Here is an 18,391-nt window from a genome sequence, read left to right as displayed (position 1 = left end):
ACTCCCGTCGGTCGTACGGACACGGCGCCGCTGGTCGCGCCACCGAATCGAATCTACCTGCGAGCACACGGCCTTTCGGCCGAGGGGCCCGCGAGGGAACCCTTCCGTCGCCCGGCAGGAGCACGGACAGCCCTGGAAGGGCCTGTCCGGGTCCGCCGTTCGGCGGCTCGCGCCGCCGCATACCCCACAGCACCGGCCGCCACTCGCGCATTCCGCGCCACATGCCACCAACGAGTGAGGTTGTCGCGCTGGAGCGGTGCGGGATGTCTCAGGTGACGGTTATGTCCCTGGCGCCTTAGATGTCGATGTCGCCCTGGCCGAGGTCGGTTTCGTCCTCGCCGTCCTCGTCGTCGTCCTCGTCCCGTTCCACCAGTACGGGCGAGCCGTGGTGCGACCACAGCTTCCACTCGTCCTCGCCGGTGCGGCGGAAGACGTTCGTGGCCACGACGAGGCCGCCCACCAGCGGGCCCGCGGAGCCGTCCTCCTCGGCCGGGCCGCCGCTGAGGATGTTCTCCGTGCAGCTCACCAGCGCGGTGTCGCCCAGGACGGAGATCTCCGTGTCGGTGAGGAAGAACTGGACGTACTCGGTGTTCGCCATGATCAGCGCGTACGAGCGCAGCACCTCGCCACGGCCGGTGAGCACCGGCCAGCCCGGGTGGACGACGCTGACGCCGCCGTTGCCCTCGGCGCCGTCGGCCCCGGCGCCCTCTCCGGCCTCGCCCTCCTCCAGCCACAGCTGGGAGAGCGCCTCCAGGTCGCCCTGCTCGACCGCCTCGTACAGCGCGGTGTTGGCGGCCTCGACCGCCTCGATGTCCGTACGGGCGCTGCTCACCTGGGTGCCTCTGTGTCCTTGGTGCCGGGGTCTTCGGTGCGGGGGGTCCGGGAGCCGGGGGAGCCGGGAGCCTGGGTGCCGGAGGCCGGGGAGCCGGGGGAGGGGGCCGCCGTTTCGATGGCGTGGGCCACCCGGACGGCGTCGGCGCTGGCCCGTACCTCGTGGACGCGTACGGCCCAGGCGCCCTCGCGCGCCGAGAGGGCTGAGACGGCCGCTGTCGCCGCGTCGCGCTCGCGTGCGGGGGGAGGAGTGGTGCCGTGCTCGTCGGCCAGCACACGGCCCAGGAACCGCTTCCTGGAGGCGGCGACCAGCAGCGGGTGGGACAGCTCGGTGCGCAGGCGGGCGAGGGCTGCTACGAGCGCCAGGTCGTGCTCGGCGCGCTTGGCGAAGCCCAGGCCCGGGTCGACCACGATCCTCGCCGGTGCGATGCCGCCCTCGACGGCGCGGTCCACGGCGTCCCTCAGTTCGGCGATCACCTCGCCGACGACATCGGTGTAGACGGCGCGGTTGTTCATGTCGATGCTCTGGCCGCGCCAGTGCATCACCACGAACGGAACGCCCGCTTCCGCGACGGCCGGGATCATCTCTGGGTCGGCGAGGCCACCGCTCACATCGTTGACCAGCACGGCGCCGGCGGCCACGGCACGCTCGGCGACCGAGGCACGCATGGTGTCGACGCTGACGACGGCGCCCTCCTCGGCCAGGCCACGGACGACGGGCAGGACGCGGCGCAGTTCCTCCGCCTCGCTCACCCGGGCGGCTCCCGGGCGGGTGGACTCGCCACCCACATCGACCAGGTCGGCACCCTGCGCCACCAGGTCGAGCCCGTGCTTGACCGCGCCCTCGGTGTCGAACCAGCGCCCCCCGTCCGAGAACGAGTCGGGTGTCACGTTCACCACACCCATCACGGCGCAACGGTCCCACTCGGGGAGCCCGTCCACTCGGCCACGCGTCCTCGCACTCATGCGCCCAGGGTAGGGGTACCAGGCGAAAGGGGCGGTCGGGGGCGTGCCCGGCTCGGGCCCGCGCGCCGTCGGGTCAGCCGACGCGGACACGCGCGCGCCATCGGGTCAGCCGGTGCGTCACGTCAGCCAGCGGTCGGGGCGGGCGGTGCGGCGGCCCGTACGGGAGCGCTCCGCCTGGGCGTGTACCAGGGCGTGCGCCTCGTCCGCGTCGCGCAGCCGGGCGCACACCTCCTCGTTCGCGCCGTGGTCGACGTACACGTCGGCCAGGCCGCGCCGCCGCTCCCAGGGGCCCTGGGTCAGCCGTACGCTCTGCACCTTGGCGTGCGGCACCAGCGTGGTGCTGCGCTTCAAGAGCCCCTCGCGGGTGACGAAGACGCTCGGCGTCACCCCGTGCGCGTACCCCCGGCGCACCACGGGAGCGCACCAGCGCGCGCGGCGCGGCGCGTGCACGGCGGAGGCGACGGCCTCGTCCAGGCCGACGCCGGGCAGCACCCGGGGGAGCACGGCGGCGGCCTCGTCCCACCCGGCCACGGGCAGGAGCAGGCCGCCGTGTTTCTCGTCCTTGCCCGCGCCGGCGATCCGCAGCTCGACCCGCACCCAGCCCCGCCGCCGCCACAGCAGCGGCTCGACGATGCGCACGGCCTGGACCCGGCCGGGCGGCACGGTGGCGTGCTGCCGGTCCAGGAGCCCGGAGTCGAGGCGGAGGCCGTCGGGGGACTCGGCGACCGTCCAGTCCCACTCGCGCACCACGCGCCCCGCGCCGGTGGTCCAGAAGCCGCCGGCGAGCGGGATCAGCGAGGCCAGCGCGGGCCACACGCTGTCGGCGCCGAAGTAGACGCCCACCGGGACGATGAGGAGCGCGGCCAGCAGGGCCCACATCCTGCCCGTCATCAGCACGCTGACGATCAGGGTGCGCGGCCGGAGGCGCAGCAGGGCGCGCGAGGGTGCCTCGCCCGCCTCGGGTGCGGCCTCGGGCGCGATGCCGGCGGCGCGGGCGAGGAGTTCGGCGCGCAGGGCGACGGCGTCCTTCTCGCCGAGGAAGGCCAGCTCGTCCTTGGACTCGGTGCCCACGACGTCCAGCTTCAGCTTGGCGACGCCCACGACCCGGGCGAGCAGCGGACGGGAGATGTCCACGGCCTGGATGCGGTCGAGCCGGATGTGGGCGGCGCGGCGGAAGAGCAGCCCGGTGTGGATGCGCAGTTCGGTGTCGGTGACCAGATAGCTGGTGCACCACCAGGAGAGGAAGCCGTAGGCGGCGGCCAGCGGCAGCAGCACGGCCAGCCCCAGCGCCACCCACCCGGCGGTCAGGTGCTCGGACCACTCGCGGGCGCGCTCGAAGTCGTGCCCGGCGAAGGCGAGCAGCGCGGCGAGCGGCGCCCAGGCGCGGCGCCAGGGCGTGATGGGGTGCAGCCTGTTGCCCTCGGGGCGGCGGGGCAGGAAGCGCGGGCCGGTGGGGTTCGGCTCTTTCCCTTTCCCGGCCTCTGCTCCGGCCGTTGTCCCGGCTTCTGTCTCCAGCCCGGTCCTGGCGTCGGCCTTGGTCCTGGCCTCGGTCTCGGTCTTGGCCTCTGCCTCTGCCTTGCCGGGTGCCGGGATCCCGGCACCCCGGTCGGGCCTCACAGCCCCGCCGAACGGGCCTCGCCCAGCTCGGTCAGCCGGTCGCGGAGGCGCTCGGCCTCGGCCGGGGACAGGCCCGGGATGGAGGCGTCCGTGGTGGCGGCGGCGGTGTGCAGCTGGAGCGTGGCCAGACCGTAGCGCCGCTCCATCGGTCCCGAGGTGACCTCGACGAGCTGCATCCGTCCGTAGGGCACCACCGTCACCTCGCGCCGCAGCACACCGCGCGAGATGAGCAGGTCATCGGCGCGCTCCGCGTACCGCCACGAGTGCCAGTTACGGCCCAGCGCTCCCCAGCTCCAGGCCGCCAGGGCGAGCGGGACCAGTGCGAACAGCGCCCACACCGGCTCCACAAAGAGCGCCGGCACCACACCGAGCGCGAGCGCCGAGGGCAGCAGCCAGCACAGCAGTACGAGCCTGCGCATGGGCAGCAGCGCTCTCTCGACGCCCCGCCAGCTCTCGGTGCCCGGCCGGCTCTCGGTGCCCGGCCGGCTCTCGGCGCTCCCGTCGTCCGGGGCCCCCTCCGGGACCTCGTCCGGGTTGTCGTCAGGGATGCCGTCCGTGCCGTCGTTCTGGCCGCTGCGGGCATCGGGAGGTGTTCCCCTGGTCATAGGTTCAGCCTAAGAGCGCCCGCAAGGGACCTGGTCCACCTGAAGAAGGAAGCTGACAGACTGAGTTTCATGACTCAGACGGAGACCTCCGCCACGACGGTCGGTATCGGCGGTGCGGCGGAGAGCACCGACATGGTGCTCAACATCGGCCCGCAGCACCCGTCCACGCACGGCGTGCTGCGGCTGCGGCTGGTCCTGGACGGCGAGCGGATCGAGGCGGCGGAGCCGGTCGTCGGCTACATGCACCGGGGAGCGGAGAAGCTCTTCGAGGCGCGCGACTACCGCCAGATCATCGTGCTGGCCAACCGTCACGACTGGCTGTCGGCGTTCTCCAACGAGCTGGGCGTGGTCCTCGGCGTCGAGCGGATGCTCGGCATGGAGGTGCCGGAGCGCGCGGTGTGGACGCGCACGCTGCTGGCCGAGCTGAACCGGGTGCTCAACCACCTGATGTTCCTGGGTTCCTATCCGCTGGAGCTGGGCGGTATCACGCCGGTCTTCTACTCCTTCCGGGAGCGCGAGGAGCTCCAGAACGTGATGGAGGAGGTCTCCGGCGGTCGGATGCACTACATGTTCAACCGCGTCGGCGGCCTCAAGGACGACCTGCCCGCCGGGTGGCGCGACCGGGCCCGGCGCGCTGTGGACGCGGTGCGCGGCCGGATGGACTCTTTCGACAAGCTGGTGCTCGGCAACGAGATCTTCCGGGCCAGGACGCGCGGCGTCGGTGTGCTCAGCCCCGAACTGGTGCACGCCTACGGCGTCAGCGGGCCCCTCGCGCGAGCCTCCGGCGTCGACTTCGACCTGCGACGCGACGAGCCGTACCTGGCCTACGGGCAGCTCCAGGACACCCTGAAGGTGATCACGCGCCAGGAGGGCGACTGTCTGGCGCGCTTCGAGGTGCTGCTCGACCAGGTGCACAACTCCCTCGACCTGGCCGACGCCTGCCTCGACCGGCTGGCCGAGCTGCCGCCGGGCCCCGTCAACCAGCGGCTGCCGAAGGTCCTGAAGGCCCCGGAGGGCGCCACCTACGCCTGGACGGAGAACCCGCTCGGGCTCAACGGCTACTACCTGGTCTCCAAGGGCGAGAAGACGCCCTACCGGCTCAAGCTGCGCTCGGCGTCGTTCAACAACATCCAGGCGCTCTCCCAACTGCTGCCCGGCACGCTGGTCGCGGACATGGTGGCGATCCTGGGCTCGTTCTTCTTCGTGGTCGGTGACGTCGACAAGTAGGCCGCTTCGCGGGCGCGGTGGGCCCGGGGCCCACCCGTCGAGCCCTGTGAGCGGCGCGTTCAGGACGAGGAGGCCGCGCCGCTCTTGCTGCCGAAGAAGTCGAAGCCGCCGGTGTCCGGAGAGCTGCCGTCCGGATCGGCGGACTGCCCGGCCCGGTCCTTCTCGTCCCCGCCGTCCCCGCCGTCCTTCTCGGGTGCGGGCTTGGGCTTGGCCTCGGGCTGGGGCGGTACGGCAGCCGCCGCGCTGGTGCGGGCCCTGTGCTCGGCCTCCCGCTTCTCCCGCTCGATCCGCTCCTCGCGCTCGCGCCGCTCGTCGGCCTCGCGCTGCCGGGCGGCGTTGCGGACGAGGCCGTTGAGCGCCTCGTCGGCCTGGAGGTAGGTCAGCGGGGTGGGGGCGCCCGAGCTGTGGCGGTGGTCGGTCGCGGCGGCGGTCAGCGCCTTGGTGGGCTGGGCCGCCTCGATCTCCAGCTGCCTGCGGCCCTCCAGCGCGCTGGCCCGCTCCGTCTCCGCGTGGGCGTAGCGGCGCAGCAGGGCGGCGTGCTCGGTGCGCAGCCGGGCCAGCTCGGCGCGCTTGGCGCGGAGCTTGGTGTCCAGCTTGGCGCGGATCTCGCGCTGCTCCTCGGCCTCGCCCTCCAGCTCGGCCTGCTTCTCCTCGGTCCGCCAGGCGGTGCTGGCCTGCTGCGCCTTGAGGTCGCCGACGCGGCGGCCGGCCTCGTAATCCCACCGGCGCAGCAGGACGGCGCCGGTGACGGCGGCCAGCGCCGCGCCGGCGGCGAGCGCGCGGAGCGCCACGGTCTCGATGTCGCTTATGCCGCGCTCGCCGATCAGCCAGGCGCCACCGGCGCAGGCCAACGAGACCGCTGCGACGGTCGCGGGTGCGAGGAGCCGGTGCAGCGGCGGGGAATGGCGATGACGTCCACGGGGCATGGCTGGGAATTTACCGTGTGCCCCTGGGCGGACGACACCGGAAGAACCACTTCGTCAGGCCCTCACATTTCCGTGCGGACCTTCACGCCGCCGACCGTTGCGCCGCGCTCCGCCGGTCCTGTGGCTCCGTCACCGTCATACCAGGCCCTTGCTCTTGAGGTACTCCTGCGCCACGTCCTTGGGCTTCTGGCGGTCCCGGTCCACCTTGCGGTTGAGGTCGGTGAGGTCCTTGGTCGTCAGGGTGCGGGTCAGCTTGTCGAGCGCCCCCGCGACCTTCTTGCCGCCGGCGTCCTTGGCGTTGACGACCGGGAGGACGTTGTCGGCGTTCTGGAGCTTCTTGTCGTCCTTCAGCAGCACCAGGCCGAACTGGCCGAGGGTGGCGTCCGTGGTGGTCGTCAGCACCAGTTGGTCCTTGCCGTCCTTGACGGCCTGCTTGGACTGGGTGGTGCCCACGCCCTTGGGGTCGATGCCCTTGACGTCGATGCCGTACTTCTTCTCCAGGCCGGGCTGGCAAAACGGCCTGGTCTCGCACTCGTCGCCCGCGGCGACCGTGACGCTCTGCTTGGATTCACCCAGGTCGGAGAGCGTCTTGAGCTTGTGCTTCTTGGCGTAGTCCTTGGAGACGGCGAAGGCGTTCTGGTCGACGGCGTCGCCCGCCTCCAGGATCTTCAGGCCGCGCGGCTCGGCCAGCTTGCGCAGTGCCTCGACGGTCTTGTCCGAGTCGCTGGAGGCGACCGGCTTCGCCTTGGGGCCGTTCTCCTTGGCGTTGAGGAACTCGGCCATCGTCGCGGCGTACTCGGGCACGACGTCGATGCGGCCCTTCTCCAGCTCGGGCGCGTACAGCTCGCGGTTCTTGACCTTCTTCACGGAGGTGCTGTAGCCCGCCTTGGAGAGCACCCCGGCGTACAGCTCGGAGACGATCTGGGACTCGGTGAAGCCGGCCGAGCCCACCACGAGGCTGCCCTTGCCGCCGCCTCCGCCGCCCTCCTTCTCCAGCCCGTCACCAGCACAGGCGGTGAGCGAGACCGCCAGCGCGGCGACGGCGCCGGTCAGGGCGAGCGTGCGCACGGGGGCGCCGGGGCGGACCGGGCGCGGGGACTTGTGCATCGGGGCCATCATTCGTCCGTTTCGTCGTGGGGCGTCTCGGGTGGGGCGCCCCGGTGCCGTCCAAGTGGTCATGCGGGTGGGGCGTTCCGGCGGGATGTGTCAGGCCGTGGAGGCCGCGGGTGTCGTCTTCTCGGGCGGTGGCTGCTCGCCGGACCCGGTGCTTCCGCCGTCCGTGCCGTCGTCACCGTCGCCGCCGGGGGTGGCCGTGGCGAGGGCCGGGCGGGAGCCGCGGCGCTTGCGCATCGGGTCCAGGAGCCGTTCGGCCAGCGTCAGCGCCCGCTCCACCAGCAGGGCCAGCACGGCGACGAGCAGGGCGCCGGCCACCACTTGGGGGGTGTCGTAGTTGCCGAACCCGGCCGTGATCAGACGGCCGAGGCCGCCGCCTCCGGGCAGCGCGGCGAGCGTCGCCGTGGCGACGAGCTGCACGGCGGCGGTCTGGATCCCCGTCATGATGAGCGGGAGGGCGAGGGGCACTTCGACCTGGCGCATCAGCTGCCAGCCTGTCATGCCCATGCCTCTGGCTGCCTCGACAACCTGTGGATCGGCCCCGCGGATCCCGGTGTACGCGTTCGTCAGCAGCGGCGGCAGCGCGAACAGCACCAGCGCCACGATCGTCGCCCAGTCGCCCTGCTTGCCCAGCGGGCTCATGGTCAGCAACACCAGCACCGCGAAAGTGGGCACCGCGCGGCCCGCGTTGGAGATGTTGACGGCCAGCGCTCCGCCCCGGCCCACATGCCCCAGCCACAGCGCCACCGGCAGCGCCAGGGCGCAGGAGATCAGCAGGCAGACGGCGGTCAGATAGACGTGCTCGCCCAGGCGCTGGAGCACGCCGCCGTCACCGCTCCAGTGCGAACCCGTCGTCAGCCACGTCCAGACCTCGCCCACGATGTTCATCGCCGCTCACCCCGTCGTCTTTCCGGCGAGCCCGAGGGGCCCGCCCCGGCCGGCGCCGCCGTCGCCCGCCGCGCCGTCGTCCGTACCGCTCCCGGCCCCGCTCCCGCTGTCGCCCGGACCGTCGCTCGGGCCCTTCGTCCCGCGCCCGGCCGGACCGCGGCGCCCGGGCCGCTCGCGCTTGACGGCGCGGGTCCAGGGGGTGAGGGCCCGCTGGAGCCACAGGAGCAGCAGGTCGGCGATGATCGCCAGCACCACACAGATGGCGGAAGCGGTCAGCACCTGCGCCTTGAAGAAGCTCTCCATCCCGTCGTAGATGAGGTTCCCCAGGCCGCCGTAGCCCACGATGGCGCCGACCGTGGTCAGCGAGACGGCCGTCACCGTCGCGATGCGTACGCCCGCCAGCAGTGCGGGCAGGGCCAGCGGCAGCTCCACCTCGAACAGGAGCCTGCTGGGCCCGTACCCCATCCCGCGGGCCGCCTCCGTGGCCTCGCTCGGCACCGAGTCCAGGCCCGCCAGGATGTTGCGCACCAGCACCGTCAGCGAATACAGCACCAGGCCCGTCACCACCACGGCGGCGGACAGGCCGAAGAACGGCAGCAGCAGCGCGAACATCGCCAGCGACGGAATGGTGTAGAGCACCGTCGTCACCCCCAGCGCGGGGCCCCTGGCCGCGCGCCAGCGCCGCGCCGCGACGGCCAGCGGCAGCGCGATCAGCAGTGCGATCACCACCGAGGACGCCGTGATCCAGATGTGCTCGACGGTGGCGTCGACCAACTCGCTCTGACGGGTTCGGAGATACTCACCGCACAGCCAGTCGTTCGCCGCGAGGCAGCCTCCCGGGCCGCCCGCCGCAGTGCTGCTCACGCCGGTCACCTCCCTAGCGCGGGTCCTCGATCAGGTCCGGGCGACCCTATCCCGGCGCACTGACAATCGGTCCGCAATGCCGTGCCTTGGCAACACACTGTTCATCCTCGGCGCAAAGGATTGTCGGTGTGCTGTGTTTCTGTTGTTTCTGTATTCCGTACGACGAGAGTTCTGCATTCGGTACGGCGAGAGCGGCCCGGAGTATGAGGATGGGGACATGATTCGCTTCGAGAACGTGACCAAGCGCTACCCCGACGGGACCATCGCGGTCGAGGGACTCTCCTTCGAGGTGGCCGAGGGGGAGCTGGTCACGCTCGTCGGCCCGTCGGGCTGCGGCAAGACGACGACCATGAAGATGGTCAACCGGCTCACCGAGCCGACCGAGGGCCGGATTCTCGTCGAGGGCAAGGACATCGCCGGCACGGAGCCGGTCGAGCTGCGCCGCCGGATGGGCTACGTCATCCAGCAGACCGGCCTGTTCCCGCACCGCTCCGTCCTCGACAACACCGCGACCGTCCCGCACCTGCTGGGCTGGCCGAAGGCGCGGCGCCGGGAGCGGGCCCGCGAGCTGCTCGACCTGGTCGGGCTGGACCCCTCCGTGTTCGGCGACCGCTACCCCGACCAGCTCAGCGGCGGCCAGCGGCAGCGCGTCGGCGTCGCGCGCGCCCTGGCGGCCGACCCTCCGGTGCTGCTGATGGACGAGCCCTTCGGCGCGGTCGACCCGGTGGTGCGCGAGCACCTTCAAAACGAGTTCCTGCGCCTCCAGTCGAGGCTGCACAAGACCGTGCTCTTCGTCACGCACGACATAGAGGAAGCGGTACGCCTCGGCGACCGCATCGCGGTCTACGGCGAGGGCCGCATCGAGCAGTACGGCCCGCCCGCGAAGGTGCTGGGCGCGCCCGCCTCCTCGTACGTGGCGGACTTCGTCGGCTCCGACCGGGGCCTCAAGCGGCTGTCCGTCACCCCGATCGAGCCGGGCGACCTGGTGGAGCCGCCGACCGTGCACCTGAGCGACCGGCTGGACAAGGCCGCCGAGCGCATGGCGACGAGCGACGCCCGCTGGGCCGTGGTGCTGGATGACGCGGACGAGCTGCACGGCTGGGTCTCGGCCGGCGCGATCACAGACGGCTCCGGCACCGTCGGCGACCACGCGCGGCGCATGGAGGCCTGGCTTCCGCTGGGGTCCTCGCTCAAGCAGGCGTTCAGCACGATGCTCCAGCACGACGCCGGGTGGATCGCCGTCCTGGACGAGGGCGACAGATTCGTCGGCGTCCTCACTCCGGCCCGGCTGCACGAGGCACTGCGGCGCTCGGTGGACGCGGACGAGCGGGAAGTGGCACGCGGGGACGTGGAGCTGGAGACGATCGAGAGCAGCTGAGGAGCTGATCGAAACCGGCTGAGGACCGGCCGCGGAGGGGCAGGGAGGCGTTGACACTGTTCGGCGATCTGTGCTGCACTCCACGGATGACCAGTACACACGGCCACTTCTGGCGGAGGGTCCACCTGGACCTGCTCCGCTATGCGGGCTGTGTGTGTCTGCCGTCCCGTTGATCGCTTCTTTCCCCTGAACCCACGCGCTCGGCGCGGGGTTCGCGCGCAGCCGGCCGGGCCCCCGGCCTTCCACACACCGGCGCGCGTCCACGATCACGTTCTCAGGACGGCAGGCAGTGTCTTCAGTGTCACCCGCACCTTCAGCGAGTCCCTCCGCGGCGTCTGCTCCCGCGCTCGCTTCCGACCCCTCCGAAGCCCCCTCGCAGGGGCAGGGTCCCTCAGAGGCCGAGCTGTTCGATTTCGTACGCCGTATCGCCGCCGACGAGGCCCTCGTCGCGTCCCTGCCTCTCGATCCGGAGGGCCGCACCTGGATGCGGCTCAACGGGCCGGGCGGCAGCGAGGCGTGGCTCATCGGCTGGCCGCCGGGCACCGGCACCGGCTGGCACGACCATGGCGGCTCCCGGGGCGCCTTCACCACGGCGGGCGGCGAGCTGACCGAGCACTCGCTGGCAGCGCGGCTGCCCACCGAGGGGTGGAAGACGCTGGAGCTGGCCGACGGTGTCGACCGCGAGCGGCGCCTGGGCAAGGGACGGGGCCGGGCCTTCGGGCCGCACCATGTGCACGAGGTCCTCAACGTCGCACCGGATGAGCACGCCGTTTCGGTGCACGCCTACTACCCGCCGCTGCCGCTGATGCGCCGCTACAGCCGGACGGGCGCGCTGCTGCGGCTCGAAGAGGTCGAGCGTCCCGGGGAGTGGGAGTGACGGAGGACCGGGGCCAGGAGCGGGGCAGGGGCCAGCATCAGAGCGCTGGGACCAGCCGGGTCGACGCGCTGCTGGAAGAGGCCCGCGCGGGGCTGGAGCGGCTGGACCCCGAGCAGACAGCCGAGGCCCAGCGCTCCGGCGCCCTGCTGGTCGACATCCGCTACGCCGCGCTGCGCGAGAGGGACGGCACCATTCCCGGCGCGCTGATCGTCGAGCGCAACGAGCTGGAGTGGCGGCTCGACCCCTCGTGCCCGCACCGGGCGCCCGAGGCGACGGGCCTCGGGCTGCCGGTCGTCGTGGTGTGCAACGAGGGCTACGCCTCCAGCCTGGCGGCCCGCTCGCTGCGCTCCCTGGGCCTGCACCGGGCCACGGACCTCGACGGCGGCTTCCAGGCGTGGCGCGCGGCGGGGCTGCCTGTGCGGCTCCCGGCGCTCCCGGAGACCCCGGCGGACAGTCCCGGTCCCGGCGGGGCGTAGCGGGAGCGCCCCGAAGGGGCGCGGGGAACCGCGCGACAAGCCTGGGGGTACCTCCCTGCTCGAAGAGCTAGGGGGAGCTCCCGCAGACGGCGTACCGCGTCCGGACCGTCCAGCCGGCGGAGCGCTCAGCGCTCAGCGCTGTCCGAGGTCGGCGAGGGCGTCGAGCACGGCGCGGTGGAAGGTCGGGTAGGCGTAGATCATGTCGCGCAGGGTCGCCACGGGAACGGCGGCGCGCACCGCCACGGCGAGCCCGTACAGCACCTCGCCGCCCATGGGCCCCGCCGCCGTCGCGCCGACCAGGACGCCCCGTTCCGCGTCCTCGACCAGCTTGATCAGCCCGTCGTTCCCCGCCTTGTGGATCCAGCCTCGGGTGCTGGAAGGCGTACGGGACAGCCCGGTGCGCACGGTCAGGCCCTGCTCGCGCGCCGCCCGCTCGGTCAGGCCCACCGAGCCGATCTCCGGCTCGGTGAAGGTCACATGGGGAACGGCGCGGTAGTCGGCGCCCGGCCCGTCCTCGCCCAGGATGGAGCGCACGGCGACGTCCGCCTGGTACATCGCGACGTGGGTGAAGGCGCCCTTGGCCGTCACGTCCCCCACCGCCCACACCCCCGGCGCCGCGCGCATGTGCGCGTCCACCTCCAGGGCACGGGCCGTCGGGTCCAGGCCCAGGGTCTCCAGCCCGAGGGAGGCCAGCCGGGGCCTGCGACCGGTCGCCACGAGCAGCTTCTCGGCGCGCAGCCGCTCGCCGTCCTCCAGCGTGAGGGTGAACTCGCCGTTCTCATGGTGTGCGGAGGCGGCGCGGGACTTCGTCCGCACCTCCAGACCCTCTTCGATGAGGAGCCGCGTGAGCATCTCCCCGCTCTCCGGCTCCTCGATCGACAGCACGCGCTCGGATGCCTCGACGATCGTCACGCGCGTGCCGAACCGGGCGTACGCCTGGGCGAGTTCGACGCCTACCGCGCCGCCGCCGAGCACCAGCAGCGAGGCGGGGGTCTCCTTGGCGGAGACGGCCTCGCGGTTGGTCCAGTACGGCACCTGGTCCAGCCCGTCGACCGGCGGTGCCGACGGGCTGCTGCCGGTGGAGACGACCACGCCCCGCCGCGCGGTGAAGGTCTCGCCGCCCGCCTCGACCTGCCCGGGGCCGGTGAACGTCCCGCGCCCGCGCACGAAATGGCCGCCCTTGCCGGTGAACCGTTCGACGGCGCCCGCGTCGTCCCAGTCCGTCGTCGCCTCGTCCCGGATCCGGGCGGCGACGGGGGACCAGTCGGGCTCCACGGTGGACTTGCCCGCCATGCCGGGGATCCGCCGCCCCTCGGCCAGCAGGTTTCCGGCCCGCACGATCATCTTGCTGGGCACGCACGCCCAGTACGGGCACTCGCCGCCGAGCAGCTCCGCCTCGACGCCGACCACGTCCAGCCCCGCCTCGGCCAGCCTCCCGGCCACCTCCTCGCCCCCGGGGCCCATCCCCACGACGACGACATCGCACTCGCGTGCCATATGCCCGGCCTCCTCATCAGGTCGGCGGACGGCCGGGCCGCGACCGGCCGCACGGCGCTCCACGCCCTCCCGCGAGCATAAGAGCGCGACGCCCCACGGGCATCCGCGCGGAGGGCCGGGAAACGGGCCGACCGGATGAAGGCGAATCCCGGTGTGTTCAGCCGGCCGACCGGATGAAGGGTGAAGCCCAGCGCGTTCAGCCGGGCGACCGGATGGAGGGCGTAGAAGCCTGCCCCCAGGCACCCTCACCCCAGCCCCGTCGCGCACCCCCGCTCGCACACCAGCCAGCTGAAGCCGCCCAGTCCGGCGGGGTCCAGCAGTTCGGCGGCTTCGCCCGCCGCGCTGAGCGCCCGTACGTACGCCGCCGGGTCCTCGCTCGCCAGGGACAGCGCGGGGCGGCGTCCGTCCAGGCCCAGGCTCCGCAGCGCGGCGCGCTGCGTCAGCAGCGTGGGCTCGCCCGGACAGGCGGCGGCGACCGCGTCCAGGGCCACATGCGAGGTGAGGTCGCACGAGCCGTCCGGCACGGGCGCGGTCTCCTGGCCGTCGCGGAATCCGGTGAGCGTCCCGAAGGGTGGCCGGGTATCGAGGGTGTGCCCGTAGTCGACGGCGACGGCCGCTCCGGCATCGAGCGCTCCGACGGCGGCGGCCCAGGCCGCGTCGCGCGGGTGCCCGATCTCCGCGCGGGCACCCGGACCCGCGCCGGCGGGCGGCCACCAGCGCGCCAGCCACTCCGCGTCCGCGCCCGTCACCTCGGGCCCCAGCCGCTCCCGCCCCGCCCCGTCGACCAGTACGAGCCGCGCGAGGCCCTCGGCGTCGTTCTCGGCGACGTCCACGGGCACGTTGTCCAGCCACTCGTTGGCGAACAGCAGCCCGGTCAGCGTGCCGGGCCGCGGCGGCTCGGGCCGCCACTCGATCCCGGCGTCCAGCCGCGGGGGCCGGGGACCGCGTTCGACGGCCACCGGACGCAGCCGCGCCGCCGCGTCGGCGCCCGCCTCGCCGCCCGCCGGTCCGTGGGGGGCCCGCAGCGCGGCCAGTACTCCGGTCAGCAGCTCGCCCCGGCCGGCGCCCACGTCGGTCAGGTCCAGCCGTGCGGGCTTCCCCAGGGTCTTGTCCACCCTCAGCAGGAGGGCGGCGACGGCCTGCGCGAACAGCGGCGAGGCATGCACGGAGGTGCGGAAATGCGCGGCGGGGGCCTGGTGCGTGTAGAAGCCACGGGGCCCGTAGAGGGCGCTTTCGGTGGCCGTACGCCATCCCGGCAGCTCGGGGATCATGGGCTTCACCGTACGTGCGGACCCCGCTCCTCCACCTTGCGGAGTATGCGCGGGGCTTACGGATCGGCCGTCCGGTTGACCTCTGCACGTACTCGGCCTGCATACGCTGGGTTACGTGAACCGGCTCTACGACTTCATCCGCAGGCACCCTACGTGGGTGGACAGCCTCTGGGCTGTGTTCCTGCTGTTGCTGTCGTCGGTGTGGATCATCGCCAGCATCAGCGCGCCCGACGAGACCTCGGGGCTGCCCTACGGCCCCAAGGAGCAGATCGCCTCCATCCCCATCGCGTTGACGATGTGCGTCGTGGTGGCGCTGCGGCGGCGGGCTCCGGAGAAGATGCTGCTGCTGGCCACCGGCGCCGGACTCGCCCAGGTGATCACCGACGTCGAGCCGTTCCCGGGGAACCTGGCCTTCCTGGTCATCATCTTCACCGTCGCCTCCCGCCACACCCGCTGGGCCTCGCGCTTCGCGCTGGCCGGCTCCCTGCTGGCCCCCGCCATCGACACGGCGCGCTGGCCCAACGAGCACGTGGAAGTGACCGGCCAGGTCTTCGGCACCCTCTTCATGACGCTGGCCTTCGTGCTGGCCTGGGTGCTGGGAGACTCGCTGCGCACCCGCCGCGCCTACTACTCCCAGCTCGAAGAGCGCGCCACCCGCCTGGAGAAGGAGCGCGAGGCACAGGCCAAGGTCGCCGTCGCCGCCGAGCGCGCCCGCATCGCCAGGGAGCTGCACGACGTGGTGGCGCACAACGTGTCCGTGATGGTCGTCCAGGCCGACGGCGCCGCCTATGTGCTCGACACCGCACCCGACCAGGCCCGCATGGCCCTGGAGACGATCTCGGGCACCGGCCGCCAGGCCCTCGCCGAGATGCGCCGCCTGCTGGGCGTGCTGCGCACCGGCGACGGGGGCAAGCGGGACGGCGGGGAGTACGTCCCGCAGCCGGGCGTCGAGCAGGTCGCCGACCTGGTCGAGCAGGTGCGCGGTGCGGGCCTCACCGTGAATTTCCGGATCGAGGGCACTCCGCGCTCGCTGCCCAGCAGCGTCGAGCTGACGGCGTACCGCATCGTCCAGGAGGCGCTCACCAACACCCGCAAGCACGGCGGCCCCGACGTGGGGGCCTCGGTACTGCTGCGCTACGGCGACGACGAGCTGTCCGTGCTCGCCGAGGACGACGGCCGGGGCGCGCAGCGGGAGCTGTACCAGGACGGCGGCACCGACGGGCTCGGCCACGGGCTGATCGGGATGCGCGAGCGCGTCGGGATGGTCGGGGGAGCGCTGGAGGCCGGCCCGCGCCCCGGCGGTGGTTTCCGCATCAACGCCGCCCTTCCTCTCAAGGGCGCCGACTGACGCTCACAGCCCGGCCCGTAGCAGTCGCCAGCCCCTCCCGGACTCCCCGCAGTTCCCCCGGCAGCCGATAATCCCCGCAGCCCCCGACCGCACTTCGCAGCCCGCCCCGCCGTACCCAGACCCGCCCCCGCCGTACCCCAGAAGGGACCCCGCATGACGATCCGCGTGATGCTCGTCGACGACCAGGCACTGTTGCGCACCGGCTTCCGGATGGTGCTGACCGCGCAGCAGGACATGGAGGTCGCGGCCGAGGCGAGCGACGGCGCGGAGGCCCTCGCCATCCTGCGTGAGACGCCGGTCGACGTGGTGCTGATGGACGTGCGGATGCCGAACGTCGACGGGGTCGAGGCCACCCGCCGTATCTGCGAGGACGGCCAGGGCGGCCCCGGCTCCCCCAAGGTGCTCATCCTCACCACCTTCGACCTGGACGAGTACGCCTTCTCCGCGCTCAAGGCCGGGGCCAGCGGCTTCATGCTCAAGGACGTGCCCCCGGCCGATCTGCTGGAGGCCATCCGCGCCGTGCACAGCGGGGACGCCGTGGTCGCGCCCAGCACCACCCGGAGGCTGATCGACCGCTTCTCCTCCGTGCTGCCCGCCACCGCCTCCGAGCCGGTCGCCAAGGAGCTGGAGCGGCTGACCGACAGGGAGCGGGAGGTCCTCACGCTGATCGCGCAGGGGTTGTCGAACGGGGAGATCGCCGCCCATCTCGTCCTGTCCGAGGCGACGGTCAAGACGCACGTGGGCCGCATACTCGCCAAGCTAGGCCTGCGCGACCGCGTCCAGGCAGTCGTCCTCGCCTACGAGACGGGCCTGGTGCGCGCGGGCGGCGGCGCCTGAGAGGGCGCGCCCCGAAGGGGCGCGGGGCTGTGACATGTGCGGCTCCGCCGGGCGCGCGCGACCGGCCACGGACAACCCGCACCCGGCGACGGGACCGAACCGTCGACGGCGCACCCCGTACCCCCAAAGCACAGCGCAGCGACGCCGCGTCATCGCAGGACCGTCTCCAGGAAGTCGCTGCCCAGCCGGGCGACGACCTTCACGTCGAGCTGGTATTGCACATAGCGGCCTCGCCGCCGTGGGGTGATCAGCCCGGCCTTCTTCAGCACCGCCAGGTGCCGGGAGACCTCCGGCGCGCTGAGCCCGTAGTGGTCGGCCAGCTCGCCGGTGGTGTACGGAGCGCGGGCGAGGTTGCGGCACAGCCGCATCCGCGTCGGGTGGGCCAGCGCCTCCATCCGCAGCTCGAACTGCTCGACCGAGAGCGGTCCCGGCAGCTCGGGCGCCGCGATCGGGTAGTGGACGACGGGCCGCCAGCCGTGCCGGTGCAGCACCATCAGGTGCGGCCACTGGTACACGGAAGGGATGAAGGTGACCCCGGGACCGACCGCCGGGTCGACCGCCGTGGCCCGTGCGCTGGCGAGCTTGTCCGCGTCGATACGGGTGCACGCCTCGTCCACGGACAGCGCGGGCGAGACCGCCTCCACGGTGGCCGCCAGGCCCCTGCGGCGCAGCAGTTCGGTCTTCTCCCGGGCGTCGGCGGCCAGCTGGAAGCGCACCCGGTTCCAGGTGTCGGCGAAGAACGCCTGGTCACAGTCCTCGAACAGGCGCCGTACCCAGGCGCGCACGGCGGGCGGGTCAGCCAGCAGCCACTCGGTGAACTGCCGCTGCTGCGGGCCGCGTGCCGCGGCCAGCTCGACGGCACGCTCGTGCAGCGCGGGGTCGGACAGCGGGGAGCGCAGCTCGGCCGAGCCGTAGTGCGTGGAGCAGGTGAACTCCAGCGAGGCGGAGACGAACTCCTCGTCGTCGAGCCGGTCGAGGAGGTCCAGGTCCTCCGCGAGCGTCTCGCCCGGCTGCGCGGAGGCGTCCCGCAGTCCGGCGAAGCCCAGCATGACGTCGGAGAAGGTGGTGCGCCACAGGAACTCCGCCTCGCACAGCCGGTCGGCGAGGTCCTGCTTGAGTCCGGCGTTCGTGGCCGTCGCCCAGCCGTGCACCCCCGGGTGGTGGGCGGGCTCGGACAGCGCGTGCAGGGCGGTGCCGAGCTCCGCCAGGGGAGACGGCGCGAAGGTGATCCGCTCATGAGGCAGCCCGGCGATGTGGATGGTGACGCTCATGCCCCCATCCTGCCGTCCTGGCCAAGCGCTTACCGCCCCGATTGACGGGGTCCGTCAATCGGGGCCCCGCCGATTGACGTCCCTGGTCAATCCGCGTGCGTCCGGCCCGGAGCGGACGCAGCGTCGAGGGCATGAGCATCTCCGAGCAGTACGCGATGGACGTCTGGCGGCTTCGTGGTCACGGCGTGCCGGAGCCCCCGGCCCCCGGCACGCACGAGGCCAGGATCCTGCGGGCCTGGTGGGTGGCCCGCAAAGAAGCGAGAAAGGAGCTGGGCAAAGAGCGCTCGGCGGGCCGCGGGGGAGAGCCGTCCTCCGCCGCCCCGGTGAACGGGCCCGTGGCGCACCGTCCGCCGAGGGGCTCGGCGCGCAGGGCTTAGCATGGCGTGGTCACGTCCGGTA

The 18,391-nt window shown here is 73.0% G+C and carries 19 protein-coding genes; 8 read left to right on the top strand and 11 right to left on the bottom strand.

Annotated features, from left to right (window positions below; genetic code table 11):
- Positions 1 to 295 precede the first annotated feature (295 nt).
- From OHB04_RS18510 to OHB04_RS18495, 4 genes are all read right to left on the bottom strand, one after another.
- Positions 296 to 832, bottom strand: coding sequence for a nuclear transport factor 2 family protein (locus OHB04_RS18510; RefSeq protein ID WP_326688805.1), 537 nt, complete (start codon positions 830 to 832; stop codon positions 296 to 298).
- Positions 829 to 1,797 carry a dihydropteroate synthase gene (gene folP / locus OHB04_RS18505; RefSeq protein WP_326807831.1) on the bottom strand — a complete coding sequence of 323 codons (969 nt, stop codon included), beginning with the start codon at positions 1,795 to 1,797 and terminating at the stop codon, positions 829 to 831. The genes OHB04_RS18510 and folP overlap by 4 nt, the downstream gene beginning before the upstream one ends.
- A 117-nt stretch (positions 1,798 to 1,914) precedes the next feature.
- Positions 1,915 to 3,414 (bottom strand): PH domain-containing protein, encoded by a 1,500-nt coding sequence (locus OHB04_RS18500; RefSeq protein WP_442814872.1) that lies wholly within the window; start codon positions 3,412 to 3,414, stop codon positions 1,915 to 1,917.
- The gene (locus OHB04_RS18495; RefSeq protein ID WP_326688803.1) at positions 3,411 to 4,019 is read right to left on the bottom strand and encodes a PH domain-containing protein; all 609 of its coding nucleotides are present in this window, start codon (positions 4,017 to 4,019) and stop codon (positions 3,411 to 3,413) included. The genes OHB04_RS18500 and OHB04_RS18495 overlap by 4 nt, the downstream gene beginning before the upstream one ends.
- 69 nt (positions 4,020 to 4,088) lie before the next feature.
- Here OHB04_RS18495 and OHB04_RS18490 point away from each other — a divergent pair, with 69 nt between their 5' ends.
- Positions 4,089 to 5,246, top strand: coding sequence for an NADH-quinone oxidoreductase subunit D (locus tag OHB04_RS18490; protein WP_326688802.1), 1,158 nt, complete (start codon positions 4,089 to 4,091; stop codon positions 5,244 to 5,246).
- A 59-nt stretch (positions 5,247 to 5,305) separates the two neighbouring features.
- On the opposite strand, the gene OHB04_RS18485 is transcribed toward OHB04_RS18490, so the two are convergent.
- From OHB04_RS18485 to OHB04_RS18470, 4 genes are all read right to left on the bottom strand, one after another.
- On the bottom strand, positions 5,306 to 6,172 hold the full coding sequence (locus OHB04_RS18485) for a hypothetical protein (protein WP_326688801.1): 867 nt from the start codon (positions 6,170 to 6,172) through the stop codon (positions 5,306 to 5,308).
- 135 nt (positions 6,173 to 6,307) lie between these two features.
- On the bottom strand, positions 6,308 to 7,279 hold the full coding sequence (locus OHB04_RS18480) for an ABC transporter substrate-binding protein (protein WP_326688800.1): 972 nt from the start codon (positions 7,277 to 7,279) through the stop codon (positions 6,308 to 6,310).
- Between the two features lie 99 nt (positions 7,280 to 7,378).
- Complete coding sequence (locus OHB04_RS18475) at positions 7,379 to 8,173, bottom strand: ABC transporter permease (protein ID WP_326688799.1); 795 nt, start codon at positions 8,171 to 8,173, stop codon at positions 7,379 to 7,381.
- A 6-nt stretch (positions 8,174 to 8,179) separates the two neighbouring features.
- On the bottom strand, positions 8,180 to 9,037 hold the full coding sequence (locus tag OHB04_RS18470) for an ABC transporter permease (RefSeq protein ID WP_326688798.1): 858 nt from the start codon (positions 9,035 to 9,037) through the stop codon (positions 8,180 to 8,182).
- A 217-nt stretch (positions 9,038 to 9,254) separates the two neighbouring features.
- Between OHB04_RS18470 and OHB04_RS18465 the strand changes: the two genes are divergently transcribed.
- From OHB04_RS18465 to OHB04_RS18455, 4 genes are all read left to right on the top strand, one after another.
- Positions 9,255 to 10,415, top strand: a complete 1,161-nt coding sequence (locus OHB04_RS18465; protein WP_326688797.1) for a betaine/proline/choline family ABC transporter ATP-binding protein — start codon at positions 9,255 to 9,257, stop codon at positions 10,413 to 10,415.
- 86 nt (positions 10,416 to 10,501) lie between these two features.
- Positions 10,502 to 10,588, top strand: a complete 87-nt coding sequence (locus OHB04_RS41845) for a putative leader peptide (RefSeq protein WP_405807455.1) — start codon at positions 10,502 to 10,504, stop codon at positions 10,586 to 10,588.
- 125 nt (positions 10,589 to 10,713) lie between these two features.
- A complete protein-coding gene (locus tag OHB04_RS18460; protein ID WP_326692799.1) occupies positions 10,714 to 11,292 on the top strand; it encodes a cysteine dioxygenase in 579 nt (192 codons plus the stop codon).
- Positions 11,289 to 11,768 (top strand): rhodanese-like domain-containing protein, encoded by a 480-nt coding sequence (locus OHB04_RS18455; protein ID WP_405804927.1) that lies wholly within the window; start codon positions 11,289 to 11,291, stop codon positions 11,766 to 11,768. Before OHB04_RS18460 ends, OHB04_RS18455 begins: the two co-directional genes overlap by 4 nt.
- Positions 11,769 to 11,900: 132 nt before the next feature.
- On the opposite strand, the gene OHB04_RS18450 is transcribed toward OHB04_RS18455, so the two are convergent.
- On the bottom strand, positions 11,901 to 13,265 hold the full coding sequence (locus OHB04_RS18450; protein ID WP_326807830.1) for a dihydrolipoyl dehydrogenase family protein: 1,365 nt from the start codon (positions 13,263 to 13,265) through the stop codon (positions 11,901 to 11,903).
- Positions 13,266 to 13,510: 245 nt separating this feature from the next.
- The gene (locus OHB04_RS18445; protein WP_326807829.1) at positions 13,511 to 14,536 is read right to left on the bottom strand and encodes an SAM-dependent methyltransferase; all 1,026 of its coding nucleotides are present in this window, start codon (positions 14,534 to 14,536) and stop codon (positions 13,511 to 13,513) included.
- A 115-nt stretch (positions 14,537 to 14,651) separates the two neighbouring features.
- On the opposite strand from OHB04_RS18445, the gene OHB04_RS18440 reads away from it, so the two are divergent.
- Entirely contained in the window at positions 14,652 to 15,884 is a 1,233-nt protein-coding gene (locus OHB04_RS18440; protein WP_326688794.1) for a sensor histidine kinase, read from the top strand.
- Positions 15,885 to 16,037: 153 nt separating this feature from the next.
- Positions 16,038 to 16,721 carry a response regulator transcription factor gene (locus OHB04_RS18435; RefSeq protein WP_326688793.1) on the top strand — a complete coding sequence of 228 codons (684 nt, stop codon included), beginning with the start codon at positions 16,038 to 16,040 and terminating at the stop codon, positions 16,719 to 16,721.
- Between the two features lie 149 nt (positions 16,722 to 16,870).
- On the opposite strand, the gene OHB04_RS18430 is transcribed toward OHB04_RS18435, so the two are convergent.
- Positions 16,871 to 17,992 carry a DUF5937 family protein gene (locus tag OHB04_RS18430; RefSeq protein WP_326807828.1) on the bottom strand — a complete coding sequence of 374 codons (1,122 nt, stop codon included), beginning with the start codon at positions 17,990 to 17,992 and terminating at the stop codon, positions 16,871 to 16,873.
- Between the two features lie 131 nt (positions 17,993 to 18,123).
- On the opposite strand from OHB04_RS18430, the gene OHB04_RS18425 reads away from it, so the two are divergent.
- Complete coding sequence (locus OHB04_RS18425) at positions 18,124 to 18,369, top strand: hypothetical protein (protein ID WP_326807827.1); 246 nt, start codon at positions 18,124 to 18,126, stop codon at positions 18,367 to 18,369.
- The last annotated feature ends 22 nt before the right edge of the window (positions 18,370 to 18,391 follow it).

It is taken from the genome of Streptomyces sp. NBC_01775 (genome assembly GCF_035917675.1).
Taxonomy (GTDB): domain Bacteria; phylum Actinomycetota; class Actinomycetes; order Streptomycetales; family Streptomycetaceae; genus Streptomyces.
This window is presented reverse-complemented; position numbering and strand designations above follow the sequence as displayed.

Coding starts and splice junctions, on each gene's coding strand:
- folP (WP_326807831.1), bottom strand. CDS start 1,797: ATGAGTGCGAGGACGCGTGGCCGAGTGGACGGGCTCCCCGAGTGGGAC.
- OHB04_RS18495 (WP_326688803.1), bottom strand. CDS start 4,019: ATGACCAGGGGAACACCTCCCGATGCCCGCAGCGGCCAGAACGACGGC.
- OHB04_RS18490 (WP_326688802.1), top strand. CDS start 4,089: ATGACTCAGACGGAGACCTCCGCCACGACGGTCGGTATCGGCGGTGCG.
- OHB04_RS18485 (WP_326688801.1), bottom strand. CDS start 6,172: ATGCCCCGTGGACGTCATCGCCATTCCCCGCCGCTGCACCGGCTCCTC.
- OHB04_RS18480 (WP_326688800.1), bottom strand. CDS start 7,279: ATGCACAAGTCCCCGCGCCCGGTCCGCCCCGGCGCCCCCGTGCGCACG.
- OHB04_RS18475 (WP_326688799.1), bottom strand. CDS start 8,173: ATGAACATCGTGGGCGAGGTCTGGACGTGGCTGACGACGGGTTCGCAC.
- OHB04_RS18465 (WP_326688797.1), top strand. CDS start 9,255: ATGATTCGCTTCGAGAACGTGACCAAGCGCTACCCCGACGGGACCATC.
- OHB04_RS41845 (WP_405807455.1), top strand. CDS start 10,502: ATGACCAGTACACACGGCCACTTCTGGCGGAGGGTCCACCTGGACCTG.
- OHB04_RS18450 (WP_326807830.1), bottom strand. CDS start 13,265: ATGGCACGCGAGTGCGATGTCGTCGTCGTGGGGATGGGCCCCGGGGGC.
- OHB04_RS18445 (WP_326807829.1), bottom strand. CDS start 14,536: ATGATCCCCGAGCTGCCGGGATGGCGTACGGCCACCGAAAGCGCCCTC.
- OHB04_RS18435 (WP_326688793.1), top strand. CDS start 16,038: ATGACGATCCGCGTGATGCTCGTCGACGACCAGGCACTGTTGCGCACC.
- OHB04_RS18430 (WP_326807828.1), bottom strand. CDS start 17,992: ATGAGCGTCACCATCCACATCGCCGGGCTGCCTCATGAGCGGATCACC.
- OHB04_RS18425 (WP_326807827.1), top strand. CDS start 18,124: ATGAGCATCTCCGAGCAGTACGCGATGGACGTCTGGCGGCTTCGTGGT.